The sequence below is a fragment of the Sphingosinicella sp. LHD-64 genome (assembly GCF_031157375.1).
In the GTDB taxonomy this organism is placed as follows: Bacteria; Pseudomonadota; Alphaproteobacteria; order Sphingomonadales; family Sphingomonadaceae; genus Allosphingosinicella.
Genome location: NZ_JAVIFV010000004.1, coordinates 46,843 through 62,365, shown reverse-complemented (window position 1 = coordinate 62,365; position 15,523 = coordinate 46,843). Strand labels below are relative to the sequence as shown.

14 protein-coding genes are annotated in these 15,523 nt (G+C 68.4%); 7 read left to right on the top strand and 7 right to left on the bottom strand.

The window, feature by feature from the left end:
- Positions 1-40: 40 nt before the first annotated feature.
- Entirely contained in the window at positions 41-466 is a 426-nt protein-coding gene (gene rplQ, locus RCO27_RS13800; protein ID WP_309003275.1) for a 50S ribosomal protein L17, read from the bottom strand.
- A 259-nt stretch (positions 467-725) separates the two neighbouring features.
- On the opposite strand from rplQ, the gene RCO27_RS13795 reads away from it, so the two are divergent.
- Positions 726-2,168, top strand: a complete 1,443-nt coding sequence (locus RCO27_RS13795; RefSeq protein ID WP_309003274.1) for a M20/M25/M40 family metallo-hydrolase — start codon at positions 726-728, stop codon at positions 2,166-2,168.
- A gap of 15 nt (positions 2,169-2,183) precedes the next feature.
- On the opposite strand, the gene RCO27_RS13790 is transcribed toward RCO27_RS13795, so the two are convergent.
- Positions 2,184-2,840: a hypothetical protein gene (locus tag RCO27_RS13790; RefSeq protein ID WP_309003273.1), complete on the bottom strand. Its 657-nt coding sequence runs from the start codon at positions 2,838-2,840 to the stop codon at positions 2,184-2,186.
- A gap of 102 nt (positions 2,841-2,942) precedes the next feature.
- The gene (locus RCO27_RS13785; RefSeq protein ID WP_309003272.1) at positions 2,943-3,752 is read right to left on the bottom strand and encodes a ferredoxin--NADP reductase; all 810 of its coding nucleotides are present in this window, start codon (positions 3,750-3,752) and stop codon (positions 2,943-2,945) included.
- A 118-nt stretch (positions 3,753-3,870) separates the two neighbouring features.
- Between RCO27_RS13785 and RCO27_RS13780 the strand changes: the two genes are divergently transcribed.
- On the top strand, positions 3,871-6,036 hold the full coding sequence (locus tag RCO27_RS13780) for a primosomal protein N' (protein ID WP_309003271.1): 2,166 nt from the start codon (positions 3,871-3,873) through the stop codon (positions 6,034-6,036).
- On the opposite strand, the gene RCO27_RS13775 is transcribed toward RCO27_RS13780, so the two are convergent.
- Positions 6,033-6,524 (bottom strand): DUF3617 family protein, encoded by a 492-nt coding sequence (locus RCO27_RS13775; protein ID WP_309003270.1) that lies wholly within the window; start codon positions 6,522-6,524, stop codon positions 6,033-6,035. The two genes, RCO27_RS13780 and RCO27_RS13775, sit on opposite strands and share 4 nt — an antisense overlap.
- Before the next feature lie 176 nt (positions 6,525-6,700).
- Here RCO27_RS13775 and RCO27_RS13770 point away from each other — a divergent pair, with 176 nt between their 5' ends.
- The 3 genes from RCO27_RS13770 to RCO27_RS13760 are packed head-to-tail and all read left to right on the top strand — an operon-like array spanning position 6,701 to position 10,821.
- A complete protein-coding gene (locus tag RCO27_RS13770; RefSeq protein ID WP_309003269.1) occupies positions 6,701-7,636 on the top strand; it encodes a DUF2268 domain-containing putative Zn-dependent protease in 936 nt (311 codons plus the stop codon).
- 52 nt (positions 7,637-7,688) lie between these two features.
- Positions 7,689-9,263, top strand: coding sequence for an alpha/beta hydrolase-fold protein (locus RCO27_RS13765; RefSeq protein ID WP_309003268.1), 1,575 nt, complete (start codon positions 7,689-7,691; stop codon positions 9,261-9,263).
- A 43-nt stretch (positions 9,264-9,306) separates the two neighbouring features.
- A complete protein-coding gene (locus RCO27_RS13760; protein ID WP_309003267.1) occupies positions 9,307-10,821 on the top strand; it encodes a serine protease in 1,515 nt (504 codons plus the stop codon).
- Between the two features lie 88 nt (positions 10,822-10,909).
- Here the strand turns inward: RCO27_RS13760 and ada are convergent, their stop codons facing one another.
- The 3 genes from ada to RCO27_RS13745 form a co-directional block, all read right to left on the bottom strand.
- Positions 10,910-11,995 (bottom strand): bifunctional DNA-binding transcriptional regulator/O6-methylguanine-DNA methyltransferase Ada, encoded by a 1,086-nt coding sequence (gene ada / locus RCO27_RS13755; protein ID WP_309003266.1) that lies wholly within the window; start codon positions 11,993-11,995, stop codon positions 10,910-10,912.
- 3 nt (positions 11,996-11,998) lie between these two features.
- The gene (locus tag RCO27_RS13750) at positions 11,999-12,466 is read right to left on the bottom strand and encodes a DUF1203 domain-containing protein (RefSeq protein ID WP_309003265.1); all 468 of its coding nucleotides are present in this window, start codon (positions 12,464-12,466) and stop codon (positions 11,999-12,001) included.
- An 86-nt stretch (positions 12,467-12,552) separates the two neighbouring features.
- Positions 12,553-13,209, bottom strand: coding sequence for a hypothetical protein (locus tag RCO27_RS13745; RefSeq protein ID WP_309003264.1), 657 nt, complete (start codon positions 13,207-13,209; stop codon positions 12,553-12,555).
- A gap of 191 nt (positions 13,210-13,400) precedes the next feature.
- On the opposite strand from RCO27_RS13745, the gene RCO27_RS13740 reads away from it, so the two are divergent.
- Positions 13,401-13,955, top strand: a complete 555-nt coding sequence (locus RCO27_RS13740) for a F0F1 ATP synthase subunit delta (RefSeq protein ID WP_309003263.1) — start codon at positions 13,401-13,403, stop codon at positions 13,953-13,955.
- A 32-nt stretch (positions 13,956-13,987) separates the two neighbouring features.
- Positions 13,988-15,517 (top strand): F0F1 ATP synthase subunit alpha, encoded by a 1,530-nt coding sequence (atpA, locus tag RCO27_RS13735; RefSeq protein ID WP_309003262.1) that lies wholly within the window; start codon positions 13,988-13,990, stop codon positions 15,515-15,517.
- The last annotated feature ends 6 nt before the right edge of the window (positions 15,518-15,523 follow it).

Here is a 15,523-nt window from a genome sequence, read left to right as displayed (position 1 = left end):
TAATCTGTCTATCCGGCCGAAAGTACCACTTTCGGACGATTTAGGCGGCCTGCAGCGCGTCCTCGTCGGCGCCCATCACCGGGCCCGAATCCTGGCCCTTGGCGTCGGGATCGCGGTCGACCAGCTCGATGATCGCCATCGGCGCCGCGTCCGAGGCGCGAAGGCCGGCCTTCAGCACGCGGGTGTAGCCGCCGTTGCGGTCGGCGTAGCGCGTCGCCAGCACATCGAACAGCTTCACCAGCTGGGCGTCGTCGAGCAGCCGGGCGTGGGCGAGACGGCGGTTGGAAAGACCGCCCTTCTTGGCCAGCGTGATCAGCTTCTCGACATAGGGACGCAGCTCCTTCGCCTTCGGGAGCGTGGTCGTGATCTGCTCGTGCTTGATGAGCGCGGCAGCCATGTTGCGGAACATGGCGATACGGTGGGAACCGGTGCGGCCGAGCTTGCGGCCGCCGACGCGATGGCGCATGTCTTCTTCCTTCGTTCGTCCGGGGCCCGTGTGAGGTAGCTCCGGCCAGGCCATCGAACGGGGGACGGCCCAGACCCCAAAAGCAAAGGCGGAGCTTCTGCCCCGCCGCGCGCTGCGCCTAGAGCGGATCGGGCCGCAAAAGTCAAGGACTCCAGCCCTATCGGCGCCAGGTCCGTGACCCGATCGGGAAGCCGGCAAGCAAAAGCAGGCGGCGTGCGGCCCGATTGACCTTTGGCATCGGGCGTGAGAGCCACCCCGGATGCGGTGGTTCGTTCTCCTTTTGCTTTTCCTGGCGACGGGCGCGGCGGCGGCGCCGCGCGAGTGGGTGGACGGGCACCGTCAACAGATCCTCGACGAGTATCTCCCGCTGCTCGCCATCCCCAACGTCGCGGCGAACCGCGCGGACATCCGCCGCAACGCCGATCATATCGTCGCGATGATGGCGCGCCGGGATCTCGCGCCACGGCTCCTGGAAAGCGAGGACGGCACCGCCCCACCGCTCATCTACGGGGAATGGCGCGTCCCCGGCGCGACGCGCACCTACATCCTCTACGCCCATTATGACGGCCAGCCGGTCACGCCCGAGGACTGGACCGTCACCCCGCCGTTCGAACCCCGCCTGGTCGGCGAAGGACGCGAGGCCCGCATCTACGCCCGCAGCGCATCGGACGACAAGGCCGGGGTGATGGCGATCCTCGCCGCCGTCGATGCGCTGCGCGCCGAGAACCGCCGGCCCGCCTTCAACCTCAAGATCGTGTTCGAGGGCGAGGAGGAGGCGGGCTCGCCCCATCTCGCCGCCCTGCTCCGCCGTCATCGCGAGACGCTCGCCTCGGACGGCTGGGTGATCGTCGACGGCCCCGCCCATCAGTCCGGCCCGCCGCAGCTCACCCTGGGCGTGCGCGGCGACGTCAACATGGAGGTGACGGTCCACGGCCCCGCCCGGCCGCTCCACAGCGGCCATTACGGCAACTGGGCACCCAATCCGGCATTGATGCTCGCCGAGCTGCTCGCCTCGATGAAGGACGAGACCGGCCGGGTCACGATTTCCGGCTTCTACGACGACGTGATCCCGCTGACCGATGCCGAGCGCGCGGCGATCGCCGCGGTCCCGGCGCCGGATGCGTCGCTGCGAAACGAGCTCGGCCTCGGCTGGACCGAGGGCGACGGCGCGACGCTGACCGAGCTCATCAACCGGCCCTCGCTCAACATCAACGGCATGCGCAGCGCCGATGTCGGCGCCAACGGGCGCAACGTCATCCCGACCCAGGCCACCGCCGCGCTCGACCTGCGCCTCGTCCTGGGCAACACGCCGGACCGGCAGGTCCAGCGCGTCGTCGATCATATCCGCGCCCAGGGCTATGAGGTGCTCGACCGCGCGCCGACCATCGCGGAACGCCGCCGCTTCCCCCGCATCGCGACGGTGACGCGCGAGCCCGGCTATCCGGCCGAACGCACCCCGCTCGATCACCCGCTCGCCCAGTCGCTGTCCCGGGCAATGCGCGCCAACGGCCCCTTCGTGCTGCTGCCGAGCCTCGGCGGCAGCCTCCCGCTCTATCTCATCCGGCAGGAGCTCGGCGCGCCGAGCGTGACCGTGGCGCTGTGGAACCACGACAACAACCAGCATGCCGAGGACGAGAATGTCCGCATCGACAGCCTGATGAACGGGATCGTCACCATCGCCGGCATCATGACGGCGGAATGAGCCAGGGTCTGGACCCTAGATCGCCTGGATCGGTCTCGGCGCCGGCCCGGGGTTGCGCCAGAGACCCAGGCCGGCGCTGAACAGGGCCCAGCCCGTCATGGTCAGCAGCACGCCGACCACGTCCGCCGCTTCCTGCCCCTGACCGCGGCTCAGCAACGCGAACTGGACGGGGAGGAGCGCCGCGGCCATCGCCATCAGCGTGAAATTGGCGCGGCCGAGCGGCGGCACCGGCAGCGCGGGCGCCCATTGGAACCACCAGAGGGCGAGCCCGAGCGCCACCGCCTTGAGGGCCGGCACGGCGACGGCGAGCGAGATGTCGATGCCGAGCGTATCGCCCTGGAAGCGGTAGCTCTCCGGCGCGGTCACGACACTGTAGAGCGTGTCGGCGAGCATCAGCGCCAGCCAGGCGACCAGCACGATCCGGAACGGTCCGTTGGGCCGGCGCCAGCCGATACAGAGGAAGGCGACGCCGAGCGCCGCCATCAGCGCGGCAAACCAGAAATCCCCGCTTAGTCCGGCGCCGCCGAAGCCGAGACCGAAGAAGGTCGTGCCCCATTGATAGCTCGGCCCGTCCATGACGCTGCGGACGAGCGGCAGCCAGCCGAGGACGAAGCCGAGCGTGAGCCAGCTCATCAGGAGGACGTGGACGCGCCGCGCGGTGCGATAGCTCATGGCCGACTCCATGTGTATTGTATGAATAATACACTTGTCATCGACGGTAGGCAAGCGGGCTGCCGAAGAGGCCGCGGAAATGGCCCGACGTCCCGGCCTTCTCTAGGAAACGAAGGCGCGCTCGATCACATAGTCGCCGGGCTGGGCGTTGGAGCCCTCGACGAAACCCATCGCGTCGAGCTTCGCCGCGAAGTCGCGGATCATCGTCATGCTGCCGCACAGCATCACCCGGTCGCCTGCCGGATCGAAGTGGCGGGGGCCGGTGACGCGCGGCGTGAACAGCGCACCGCTGTCGTGCAGCGCGTCGATCCGGCCGGTGGTCCGGAACGGCTCGCGGGTGACGGTCGGCACATAATCGAGCTGGACCAGCGCCTGGTCGCGCACCAGCGGGTCGGCGGCGAGCAGCGCCTCGAGCTCGGTGCGCCAGGCGAGATCGCTCACCTGCCGCACGCAATGGACGACGACCACCTCGGCGAAGCGCTCGTACACGTCGGGATCCCGGATCAGGCTCAGGAACGGCGCGAGGCCGGTGCCGGTGGCGAGCAGGAACAGGCGGCGTCCCGGGCGCAGCGCATCGGTGACCAAGGTGCCGGTCGGCTTGCGGCCGAGGAAGATGTGGTCGCCGGGCCCGATCTGCTGGAGCCGCGAGGTGAGCGGACCGTCCGGCACCTTGATCGACAGGAAATCGAGCGTCTCGGACCAGGCCGGGCTGGCGATCGAATAGGCGCGGAGCAGCGGCTTGCCGTCCGCCGGCAATCCGATCATCACGAACTCGCCCGACCGGAAGCGGAAGCTCCGCGGCCGGGTGATCGAGAAACTGAACAGGTGCTGGTTCCAATGGTGGACCGACAGCACCTCCTCCGCAGTCAGCGCGGCCGAGGGCGCGAGCGGAATCGCGTTGCGGTTGCTCATCACAAGCCTCTTATTGAGATTAATTCGCAGTAGCGATTATAAGTGCGAACCGCGCGCGTCAATGCCGGATCGCAAGAACCGTTGTCTTTTCGCCGCGGGGACTCGATCTAGGGCATCCATGTCCCGCGCCCGCCTCATCGTCCTCAACTCAGCGCTCGGCCCGCTCGACTATCGCGTGCCGCAGGGCATGACGGTCGCGCCGGGCTCGATCGTCGTCGCGCCGCTCGGACCACGCCAGCTGATCGGCGTCGTCTGGGAGCCGGAGCGGCTGCCGACCGAGGAGGTCGGCGACAATCGGCTGCGCCCGCTGCTTCACGCCTACGACCTGCCGCCGCTGGCTGCACCGCTCCGGCGCCTGATCGAATGGACGTCGGACTATTATCTCTCGCCGATCGCGTCCGTGCTGCGCATGGCGCTCCCGTCCTCGGGCGCGCTCGACGGCGCGCGGTCGATCACGGAATATCGCGCCACCGGTCACGTCCCCGGCCGCCTGACCCCGCAGCGCGCCCAGGCGCTGGAGCGGATCGGCGACCGGATGGGGCTGGTCCGCGAGCTCGCGATCATCGGCGGCGTTTCCGACGGCGTGATCCGCGGCCTCGTCAAGACCGGCGCGATCGAGGCGGTCGAGGTCGCGATCGACGATCCCTATCCCGTGCCCGATCCCGATCATGATCCGCCGGCGCTGGAGCCGGCGCAGACGGATGTCGCCGCAAGACTTCACGAAGCGGTCGATGCGGGTAGGTTCGCTCCCTTCCTCCTCGACGGCGTCACCGGCTCGGGCAAGACCGAGGTCTATTTCGAGGCGATCGCCGAGTCCTTGCGCCATAGCCGCCAGACCCTCGTCCTCCTCCCCGAGATCGCGCTCACCGAGCCGTTCCTGAAGCGCTTCGCCGCGCGCTTCGGCGCGGAACCGGTCGCCTGGCATTCGGGCCTCCGCCAGTCCCAGCGCCGCCGCGCCTGGCGGGCGATTCAGAGCGGCGAGGCCCGCGTCGTCGTCGGTGCCCGCTCCGCCCTGTTCCTGCCCTACGCGAATCTCGGCCTGATCGTCGTCGACGAGGCGCACGAGGCGAGCTTCAAGCAGGAGGACGGCGTCCAATATCACGCCCGCGACGTCGCGGTGATGCGCGCCAAGCTGGAGGAGATCCCCATCGTTCTCGCCTCGGCGACGCCGGCGATCGAGACGCGGCACATGGCCGAGACCGGCGTCTACACCGAATTGAAGCTGCCCGACCGCTATGGCGGCGCGCGTCTGCCCGATATGGCCGCGGTCGACCTCCTCGCCAGCCCCCCGGATCGCGGCCGCTGGCTGGCACCGGAGCTCGTCCGGGCGCTGGAAGAGAATCTCGACGCCGAGGAGCAGTCCCTGCTCTTCCTCAATCGCCGCGGCTATGCCCCGCTCACCCTCTGCCGTCATTGCGGCTACCGCTTCCAGTGCCCGAACTGCACCGCCTGGATGGTCGAGCACCGCTTCACCCGGCGCCTCGCCTGCCACCATTGCGGCCATATCATGCCGACGCCGCACGCCTGCCCGAAATGCAAGGAGGAGGACAGTCTCGTCGCCTGCGGCCCCGGCGTCGAGCGGATCGCCGACGAAGTCGCCACGCTCTTCCCCGACGCGCGCGCCGCGATCGTCACCTCCGACACGATCTGGTCGCCGGCCAAGGCGGCCGAATTCGTCGCCCGGATGGAAGCAGGCGAGATCGATATCGTCATCGGCACCCAGCTGGTGACGAAGGGCTATCATTTCCCCAATCTCACCCTGGTCGGCGTGGTCGACGCCGACCTCGGTCTCTCGGGTGGGGACCTGCGCGCCGCCGAGCGCACCTTCCAGCAGATCCAGCAGGTGTCCGGCCGCGCCGGCCGCGGCGACAAGCACGGCCGCGTCCTCGTCCAGACCCACGATCCCAATGCCCCGGTGATGCAGGCGTTGATCGGCGGCGACGCCGAAGGCTTCTACGCCGCCGAGACCGAGGCGCGGCGCCTGGCCGGCATGCCGCCCTTTGGCCGGCTGGCGGCGATCATCGTATCGTCGGAGGACCAGGCCGAGGCGACCGAGGTCGCGCGGCTGATCGGCCGCACCGCGCCGCGTCACGACAACATGGCGGTCTTCGGCCCGGCGCCGGCGCCGCTCGCCATGCTGCGCGGCCGCCACCGCCTCCGCCTGCTCGTCCACGCCGCCCGCGCCGTGCCGGTGCAGGAGATCATCCGCACCTGGCTCGACGCGCTGACCTTCCCGCGCAGCGTGCGCGTCGCCGTCGACGTCGATCCCTACAGCTTCCTCTAGCCTTCGGCCGCGTCGGCGACGGGCGCGCACCGGTCTGCAACCCAGCGGCCGGTGCGCTGCGAGCGGATCGTCTCGGTCCCCTGCCCGACCGGCATTTCGAGCGCGCTGTCGATCGTGAAGCGCTCCGCAGTGTAGGTGCCACGCATCCGCATCGGGTGACGGCCCTCGCCGCAGGCGACCTCGACGTCGATCGTGCCGCCGGCCATCCGGTCGCGCACGACACTGCACCGGGGCTCCTCGGCCAGCGCATCGCCGATGAAGGATGCGCGCTGCACCTGCTCGGCAGTGATGCACAAATCCTCGGTGCCGTCGACGTCGCCGGTGGCGGCCACCGCCCAGCGGCCCGGCCGCAGCGTCCCGCTGAATGTCGCCTGAGCGCCGGCGCCGGTCGCTCCCGCATTACCGGTCGCGTTCCCATCGACATCGCCGCCGCCGCAACCGGCGACAAGCAGGGCGGCAAGGCCCAGGCACGCAAGGCGATTCGACATCTTCGTCCCATCTCTCTTATGACCGCGAGCAGGATGGGGTGCGCCGCTGCACCGGCGAAGCGCGACGCGACGAAGATGTGCGATCGGGCGACGAATCCCGACGCCAATCCAGGAAGTAGTGGACGGCCCGACCTGCTGGCGCCAAGGTTCGCACGCCTGAGCTACAGGGGAGGAACGTGGCTTTCGACACCTCGATCCGCGCCGTCGCGGCTGCCCTCTGCGCTCTGGCCTTGTCGACTCTTCCCGGTGCCTCCGCGGGACAAGGCGGAGAGGTTGCAGCGGGCCCGACGATCGTCGTGGACGACGTCTATCGCTTCTACGAGCTCTACGACGGCGCCGGCGGACGGCCGACGGCCGAGCAGCTCCAGGCCTATATCGACACCGGCTCGCCGGGCCTGCGCCATTTCGCCGCGGCGCGGCGCACCACCGGCGTCCGCATCGCCGAAGCGATCGCCGCGCGTCCCCAGGTCTATGAGGATGCGCGGCGCTGCGTCGCCGTGCTGCCGCGCATGCGGCCCCGGCTCGACGCCGCCTTGCGCGAGCTCGGCCGGCTCTATCCCGAGGCGCGCTTCCCGCCGATCACGGTGGCGATCGGGCGCAGCCGGCCGATGGGCATCGCCGATGCCTCCGGCGTGCAGGTCGGGCTCGAGGTGCTGTGCTCGATCCCCTATTTCGACCCGAATCTCGAAGACCGCTTCGTTCGCGTCCTCGCGCACGAGTTCGTCCATTCCCAGCAATCGCCGACGCTCGCCAACGCGACCAACCAGACCGTGCTCCAGCGCTCGCTCGAAGAGGGCATTGCCGAATTCGTCACCGAGCTGATCACCGGCGACATGAGCTCCGCGCATTTGCGCAGGTCCGTGGCGGGTCGCGAGACGGAGGTCGAGCGGGCCTTCCTCGCCGACAAGGACAACACGGATATGAGCGCGTGGATCGACAACGGCACGTTCGAGCGGCCCGGCGACCTCGGCTACTGGGTCGGCTACCGGATCGCCAAGGCCTATTACCGCAACGCCCCGGACAAACGACGCGCGGTGCGCGAAATGCTCCAGATGACCGACCATCAGGCCTTTTTCGCCGCCAGCGGCTGGTATCCCGGTATTGCGCTGTGACAGCGCCGCTGCTCTTCCGCTAGGCATCCGTCGCCATTCCAAGGGGGTTCCCGTGAGACCATTCGCCGCTTTTGCCGCTGCCCTGCTGTCCCTCGCCGCGCCGGCCTGGGCGCTCGCCGATCCGGTCGCAATTCCGGTCACAATCGCGCCCGCCGCCGCACCTGCGCCGCTCTCCGGACGGCTGATCGTCTTCGCGCAACGGGTCGAGCCAGGGGCTGCTCCGCAGACCGAGATCGACAGCTCGCCCTTCGCGCCGACCAACACGGCGGTCGCCGCGCGCGAAGTCCATGCCCTCGCGAGCGGCCAGACGGCTTTGGTCGACGGCGAGGTCGACGCCTTCCCGTCGCGCTTCTCGGAGCTGCCGGCGGGCACCTACCGCTTCCAGGCCGTGCTCGATCGCAACCACGACTACAATTATGGCGGGCGCGGCGCCGGCGACATCGTCTCGCCGGTGGTCGAGGCCCGGCTGCCGGGCGCCGTCCCGCAGCTGACGCTGGGCGAGACACTTCCCGAGCGGGCGCCGGACGCCTTCCTCGCCAATGTGCCCGAGGCGGAGCGCGAAGCCACACGGACGGCCTGGGGCCAGACCGTCGAAGTCGATTTCGCCAGCCCGAAGCTGTCGGCCTTCTGGGGCCGCCCCGTCCACATGCGCGGCTGGATCGCGCTGCCGCCCGGCTATCGCGCCGACGGCCCGACCTTCCCGGTCGCCTACTCGACCCACGGCTTCGGCGGCAGCCTGAGGTCGCAGCGCGTCAACGCCGCACAGGCGATCCGGCGGATGGCGGCCGGCGAATGGCCGCCGATGATCTGGGTGTTCCTCGACCAGAGTTCGGCGACCGGCACGCATGAATTCGCCGATTCCGTGAACAACGGCCCCTGGGGCGAGGCGCTGACCACCGAGCTCATCCCCTGGCTCGAAAGCCGCTACCGGATGGACGCGCGGCCGAATGGCCGCTTCCTCACCGGCCACAGCTCGGGCGGCTGGGCGACGCTCTGGCTTCAGGTTCGCTATCCCGAGCTGTTCGGCGGCACCTGGCCGACCGCGCCGGACGCCAGCGACTTCCACGATTTCACCAATATCGACATCTACGCGCCCAATGCGAACGCCTATCGCGGCGCGGACGGCACCGCGCTTCCGCTGGTCCGCAACGAAGGCCGGGTGGCGGCGACGCTGGAGCAGTTCGCCAGGCTCGAATCGGTGCTCGGCGCCTATGGTGGCCAGTTCGCCTCGTTCGACTGGGTGTTCTCGCCCAAAGGACCCGATGGCCGGCCGCTGCAATTGTTCGATCGTGCGACCGGCGTCATCGATCCGGCAGTCGCGGCTTACTGGCGGGACAATTACGACATCGCCCACATGCTCGCGCGGGACTGGGCACGGCTACGCCCGCACCTCGACGGCAAGATCCATGTGATCGTCGGCACCGCCGACACCTTCTATCTCGACGGGTCGGCGCGGCGGCTGCAGGCAGTGCTCGACCGGCTCGGCGCACGCGCCAGCTTCACCTATGTCGACGGCGGCACCCATTTCAGTCTCTACCGCCCTCGCCCCGACGGCACCGATCTGATGCGCGACATCGCCCAGGCGATGTACGCGGTGGCGCGCCCGGGCGGGCGTCGGGTGCAATAGCGCGCTTGCCACGGTCTCGCCTGCCTCCCTAGAAGGCCCGGCGATGATGAGGTTTGCGACCGGGCTGATCGTATGGGCGGCGATGCTGCTGGCCTTCGCCGTGCCGGCCCATGCCGACGACATCTCGGCGGCCGGTCGCTCCGTCGTCCGCGTCGTCGTCGTCGCGTTCGAGGATGGCGAGGTGGTCGGCTTCGGCCATGGCAGTGGCTTTGCGGTCGGCCCGAACCGGATCGTCACCAACGCCCACGTCGTCGCGCAGGCGGCGCAGGGGGTCGAGAATGTCGCGGTCGGCGTCGTCCCGTCGGAGGGCAGCCAGGCCTTCCGCGCCCGCGTCGTGGCGGTCGATCAGGCGCGCGACCTCGCCCTCGTCGAGGTCGGCGAGGGGGCGCGCTTCACGCCGATCCCGCTCTATACCGGCACGCTCGACGACGGATCGCAGGTCGCCGCCCTCGGCTATCCCGGGAATGTCGACCTCGCCACCGCCCAGTCGTCGCAGGACTATATCACGCCGCTGCCGCCGACCCGCTCGGTCGGCATCTTCTCGAACGTCCGGCCGATCAACGGCATCACCACCCTGCTCCACACCGCCAATATCGCGCGCGGCAACAGTGGCGGGCCGCTCCTCGATCCGTGCGGCCGGGTGCTCGGCGTCAACACGCTCATCACCCGTAACCAGGAGGGCGATGCTTCCTTCGCCTTCGCGGTCGCCAACCGCGAGGTCGAAACCTTCCTGCGCGCCGCCCGGCAGCCCTATCCGACGATCACAACGCCCTGCATCAGCATGGCCGAGCGGATCAGCCAGGACCGCGACCGGGCCGAGGCGGAGGAGCGGCGCCGCGACGAGGCCGCCGAGCGCGCCCGTGACGCGCGCGAGCGGGCGTTCGTCCAGACCACCGAATCGCGCGAGAACGGCCTTGCCGTCGCCGCCCTGCTGCTCGCGCTCGCGCTGATCGCGTTCGGCGGCGCGGGTCTGCTCGTCATCAAGAACCGCAACCGCCCGGCCGCGATCCTCGCCGGGGTGGGCACGCTGCTGATCATTGCCGCCATCATCACGTTCCTGACCCGGCCGAGCCTCGCCGATGTCGATGGGCAGCAAGGCGAAGCCAGCAACGGCACCGCCGCCGGGCCTGGCCGTTTCGCCGGGCGCAACATCTGCCGGCTGGTGCCGGAGCGCAGCCGGGTCACGGTCTCCTCGACGCAGGACGTGCCGCTCGACTGGAACGAGGCGGGCTGCGTCAACGGCCGCACCCAATATGCGCAGAACGGCCTCGTCTGGTCGCGCATCCTGGTGCCGGAAGACCAGTCGGCCGTCTCGGTGCTGGAGTTCGATCCCAGCGACGGCGAGTATGTCGTCACCCGCTACCAGCTCGGCGACCAGTCGATGGCCCAGATCCGCGGCCTGCGCCGGGGTGTCGACGTGAAGACGTGCGGCGCCTCGCAGGAGGCCCGCACGATCCTCGCCGATCAGCAGCGCGAGATTCAGGAGGCGCTGCCCCGCCAGCCCAACGAGCGGCTGGTCTTCGCCTGCCAGAATCAGGGGCGGCCGGCGGCCAGCTGAAACACGTCATTCCAGCGCAAGCTGGAATCCCACCGCCTTCAAAAGGAAGGGAGATTCCAGCCTGCGCTGGAATGACGACTGCTTGGGATCAGCCCTTGCGGGCTTCCTTCTCGAGCAGCTTCGTCTTGCGATCCAGCCCGTAGGCGTAGCCGCCGAGCGTGCCATCGGTACGGATGACGCGGTGGCAGGGGATCAGCACGGCGACATTGTTGTCGCCGTTCGCCGTGCCCGCCGCGCGCACCGCCCTGGGCCGCCCGACCGCCGCGGCGATCTGGGAGTAGGTGCGCGTCTCGCCGGCCGGAATCCGGGTCAGCTCGCGCCACACCGCTTCCTGGAAAGCGGTGCCGCGCACGTCGAGCGGCAGATCGTTGGGCTTCTCCGGCGCGTTCACCGCCGCGACGGTGCGGCGCACCAGATCGGCCATCTTCTCGCCGCCCGGCTTGATCACCGCATTGGGGAAGCGCCGGTGCAGCGCCGCCTCGTCCTCGTCGAACGACAGGCGGCAGATGCCCTTGTCGGTCGCCGCGACCAGCATCGTGCCGAGATCGGTCTCGGCCGTCGCCCAGCGGATCGTCTCGCCGCGCCCGCCGTTGCGCCAGGCCGAGGGCGTCATGCCCAGCCGGCCCTTCGCATCGGCATAGAAGCGCGCCGGCCCCGAATAGCCCGCATCGTAGATCGCGTCGGTGATCCGGTCGTTCTCGTCGAGCGCCGCCTCGGCCCGCCTGGCCCGGAGGGTCCGGTAGTAGGCAGCCGGCGTCACCCCGGTCGCGCGCTTGAACAGGCGGTGGAAATGATGCGGCGAATAACCCGCCGCCTGTGCCAGTTCCTCCAGCGAAGGTGCCTCTTCCGCCGCATTGAGGAGCTTGTACGCCTTCTCGAGCGCCACCTCCTCCCGGTTCACGTCGTCGGGCTCGCAGCGCAGGCACGCCCGATAGCCCGCCGCCCGTGCCGCCGCGCCGTCCGGGAAGAATTCGACATTCTCCCGCTTCGGGCGCCGCGCCGGGCAGCTCGGCCGACAATAGATGCCGGTCGTCTTGACGCCGCCGACGAGGCGGCCGTCCCAGGTCCGGTCGCGGCGCTCGAACGCCGCCCAGGCCTCGTCGTCGGTTACAGTCACAGGATCGTTCACGGCCTTCGATCTAAACTCGATCACATTGGTTGCAAGGGTCGCCATGATTCAGTTCCTTTCGATCCGCGCGGCGAAACAGCCATGCGCGGCATTGTGGGCGTGGATGGTGGCGATCTCCGGCCGCTCGAACAGCGCCCGGATCTTCGCGTCGGCCTCGCCGGGAAGGGCGAGCAGCGCGTCGCGCAGCATCCCCTCCGCGTCGAAGGCACGCGGCCCGAGCGGGCGGCCTTCGAACACCGGCGGCAGTTCGTCCGTATAGGACGCCGCCTCGGTCGCACTCTCGCGCACATAGATGGCATAGGCCGAGCGGTACGGGGTCGCCACGTCGTGCGAGACATGATGGAGCAGGATCAGGCTTTCGCCCTCGCCTGCATCCTCCAGCGTCACCCGGCAGGGATAACCGCGGGCGCTCTTGGCCGTCACCCGCACCGCGTTGCGCGCGGCGAGTTCGCCCTCGGTCATGCTGAACAGGCTCTCGAACGCCGCCGGCGCCAGCCCTTCGATTCGGTAGGTCATTGATCTCTCCTCGTCCGTGCAGCCCTTGTGCCGCAGGCGAGGAACGGGTGCGTCCCGGCCCTTGCGATCAAACCTGGACGATGCGTCTATCGACTAGACGTCTCGGAAATTGACTCGGCCAATCGTCTCGCACGCACCATTAGCCGCGCTACACCTGCAGACCCCGATGCAGGACCATATGCATAGATAAAAAGCAGCCTTGAAGACACTATTGTCATGCATGCACCCATCGAAATATCATATGAAACTTCGTTAGACTGCATTTGCACTGTCCCACCAACATAGGCGCAAACTTGGTCTCTACCCAACGGTCGGATCGAGCCGGAAATATCAATTTGGCGGCCGATGACTTGAGAAATCCCTTCTTCAGATTGACTATTTAGGCTACCCGATTCCATGAGTTGGGTCAGCTCAGTTGTCGCGAAAGCCTCTCCGACTGAATCCAAAAAAGCTCGCCGCTCAATAGTTGTAAGCAAGGCCTGCCTGGGGGTCTTTATAAGATTGTAGTCGGTTGCGGCTTCCGGCGATTCCTCACAGCGCACCAAAGTCAAATGCGTAACATTTAAAGAGTCTGCCGCGGCCAGAAGCTGAGCCGCATCGGCTTGCGCACCTTGCGGCAGGCAGTAGCCTGCGGGAATCGGCAATTCGAACTCAATCCCGGGCATGCGGAATGACGCCCGCTGCGCCCCCACCGCGTCAATCGGTGTGATCAAAAATGCCACCGCGACGGCAAGCAATCTCATCTATTCCTCCCACCCCCAACTCACCACTTGTTAAAAGGCTTAGAGGCACACAGCAACTTGATCCGAGGCCCTGACAGGCCACCTTGCATCGCAGCAAAGCCCCTGCTACGGCGCCCGCGACCCATGGGAGGCGCGGCTTCGCGCCCGCAGTCGCGCATGGGGCCAAATCCGATTCAGGAGTTCTAACGCGCGTGGATATTTCCGGCGGCATTCAGGCAAGCCTCGCGGGCCGTTACGCCCTCGCACTGTTCGAGCTTGCCCGTGACGAGAAGAAGCTCGACGAGGTTTCGGCCAGTCTCGCCGCACTGAAGCGCGCGATCGACGAATCGGACGATTTCCGGACCCTCGTCACCAGTCCGCTGATCGGCCGCAACGAGAGCGCGCAGAGCGTCGCGGCGATCGTCGAGACGATGAAGCTCGATCCGCTGACCCGCAACTTCACCGGCGTGCTCGCCCGCAACCGGCGGCTCTCGCAGATCGGCAACATCGTCCGCGCCTTCAACAGTCTCGCCGCCCGTCACCGCGGCGAGATCACCGCCGAGGTCACCTCGGCCCATCCGCTCGATGGCAAGCAGGTTGACGCGATCAAGCAGAATCTCCGCACCCGCATGGGCCGCGACATCGCCGTCGAAACGACCGTCGATCCCGCCATCCTCGGCGGTCTCGTCGTGAAGATCGGCAGCCAGATGATCGACGGCTCGATCCGCACCAAGCTCAACTCCCTCGCCCAAGCCATGAAGGGCTGAAGGCCCTCTAAGGCTTCGATGAAAGGCTAAACATGGACATCCGCGCCGCTGAAATCTCCAAGGTCATCCGCGACCAGATCGCCAATTTCGGCACCGAGGCCCAGGTCTCGGAAGTCGGCACCGTGCTGTCGGTGGGCGACGGCATCGCCCGCGTCCACGGGCTGGACAGCGTCCAGGCCGGCGAGATGGTCGAGTTCGAGAACGGCACCAAGGGCATGGCGCTCAACCTCGAGGCCGACAATGTCGGCATCGTGATCTTCGGCTCGGATGCCGAGATCAGCGAGGGCTCGACCGTCAAGCGCACCCAGACGATCGTCGACGTGCCGGTCGGCAAGGGCCTGCTCGGCCGCGTCGTCGACGGCCTTGGCAACCCGATCGACGGCAAGGGCCCGATCGTCGCGGAGAAGCGCATGCGCGTCGAGGTCAAGGCGCCCGGCATCATCCCGCGCAAGTCGGTGCACGAGCCGGTGCAGACCGGCCTCAAGGCGCTCGACGCCCTCGTCCCCGTCGGCCGCGGCCAGCGCGAGCTGATCATCGGCGACCGCCAGACCGGCAAGACCGCCGTCGCGCTCGACACCTTCATCAACCAGAAGCAGGCGAACGCCGGCAACGACGAGAGCCAGAAGCTCTACTGTATCTATGTCGCCGTCGGCCAGAAGCGCTCGACGGTCGCGCAGATCGTCCGCGCGCTCGAGGAGAATGGCGCGATGGAGTATTCCATCGTCGTCGCCGCCACCGCGTCGGAGCCCGCCCCGCTCCAGTTCCTCGCGCCCTACACCGGCTGCACGATGGGCGAATATTTCCGCGACAACGGCATGCACGCCGTCATCGTCTATGACGACCTTTCCAAGCAGGCCGTCGCCTATCGCCAGATGTCGCTGCTGCTGCGCCGTCCGCCGGGTCGCGAAGCCTATCCGGGCGACGTCTTCTATCTCCACAGCCGCCTGCTGGAGCGCGCCGCGAAGCTCAACGACGCCAACGGCAACGGCTCGCTGACCGCGCTGCCGATCATCGAGACCCAGGCCGGCGACGTGTCGGCCTACATTCCGACCAACGTGATCTCGATCACCGACGGCCAGATCTTCCTCGAGACGGAACTGTTCTTCCAAGGCATCCGCCCGGCGATCAACGTCGGCCTCTCGGTCAGCCGCGTCGGCTCCTCGGCGCAGACCAAGGCGATGAAGAAGGTCGCCGGCTCGATCAAGCTGGAGCTGGCGCAGTATCGCGAGATGGCCGCCTTCGCCCAGTTCGGCTCCGACCTCGACGCCTCGACCCAGCGCCTGCTGAACCGCGGCGCGCGCCTCACCGAGCTGCTCAAGCAGCCGCAGTACAGCCCGATGCCGGTCGAAGAGCAGGTCGTCTCGATCTTCTCGGGCGTGCAGGGCTTTCTCGACAGCGTGCCGACCGATCAGGTCACCCGCTTCGAGAGCGCGCTCCTGAGCCACGTCCGCGCCGATCATGCCGACGTGCTCGCCACGATCCGCGACACCAAGACGCTCGATGACGACACGGCCGGCAAGCTCAAGTCGATCATCGGCGATTTCGCGAAGACGTTTGCCTGAGCTGAC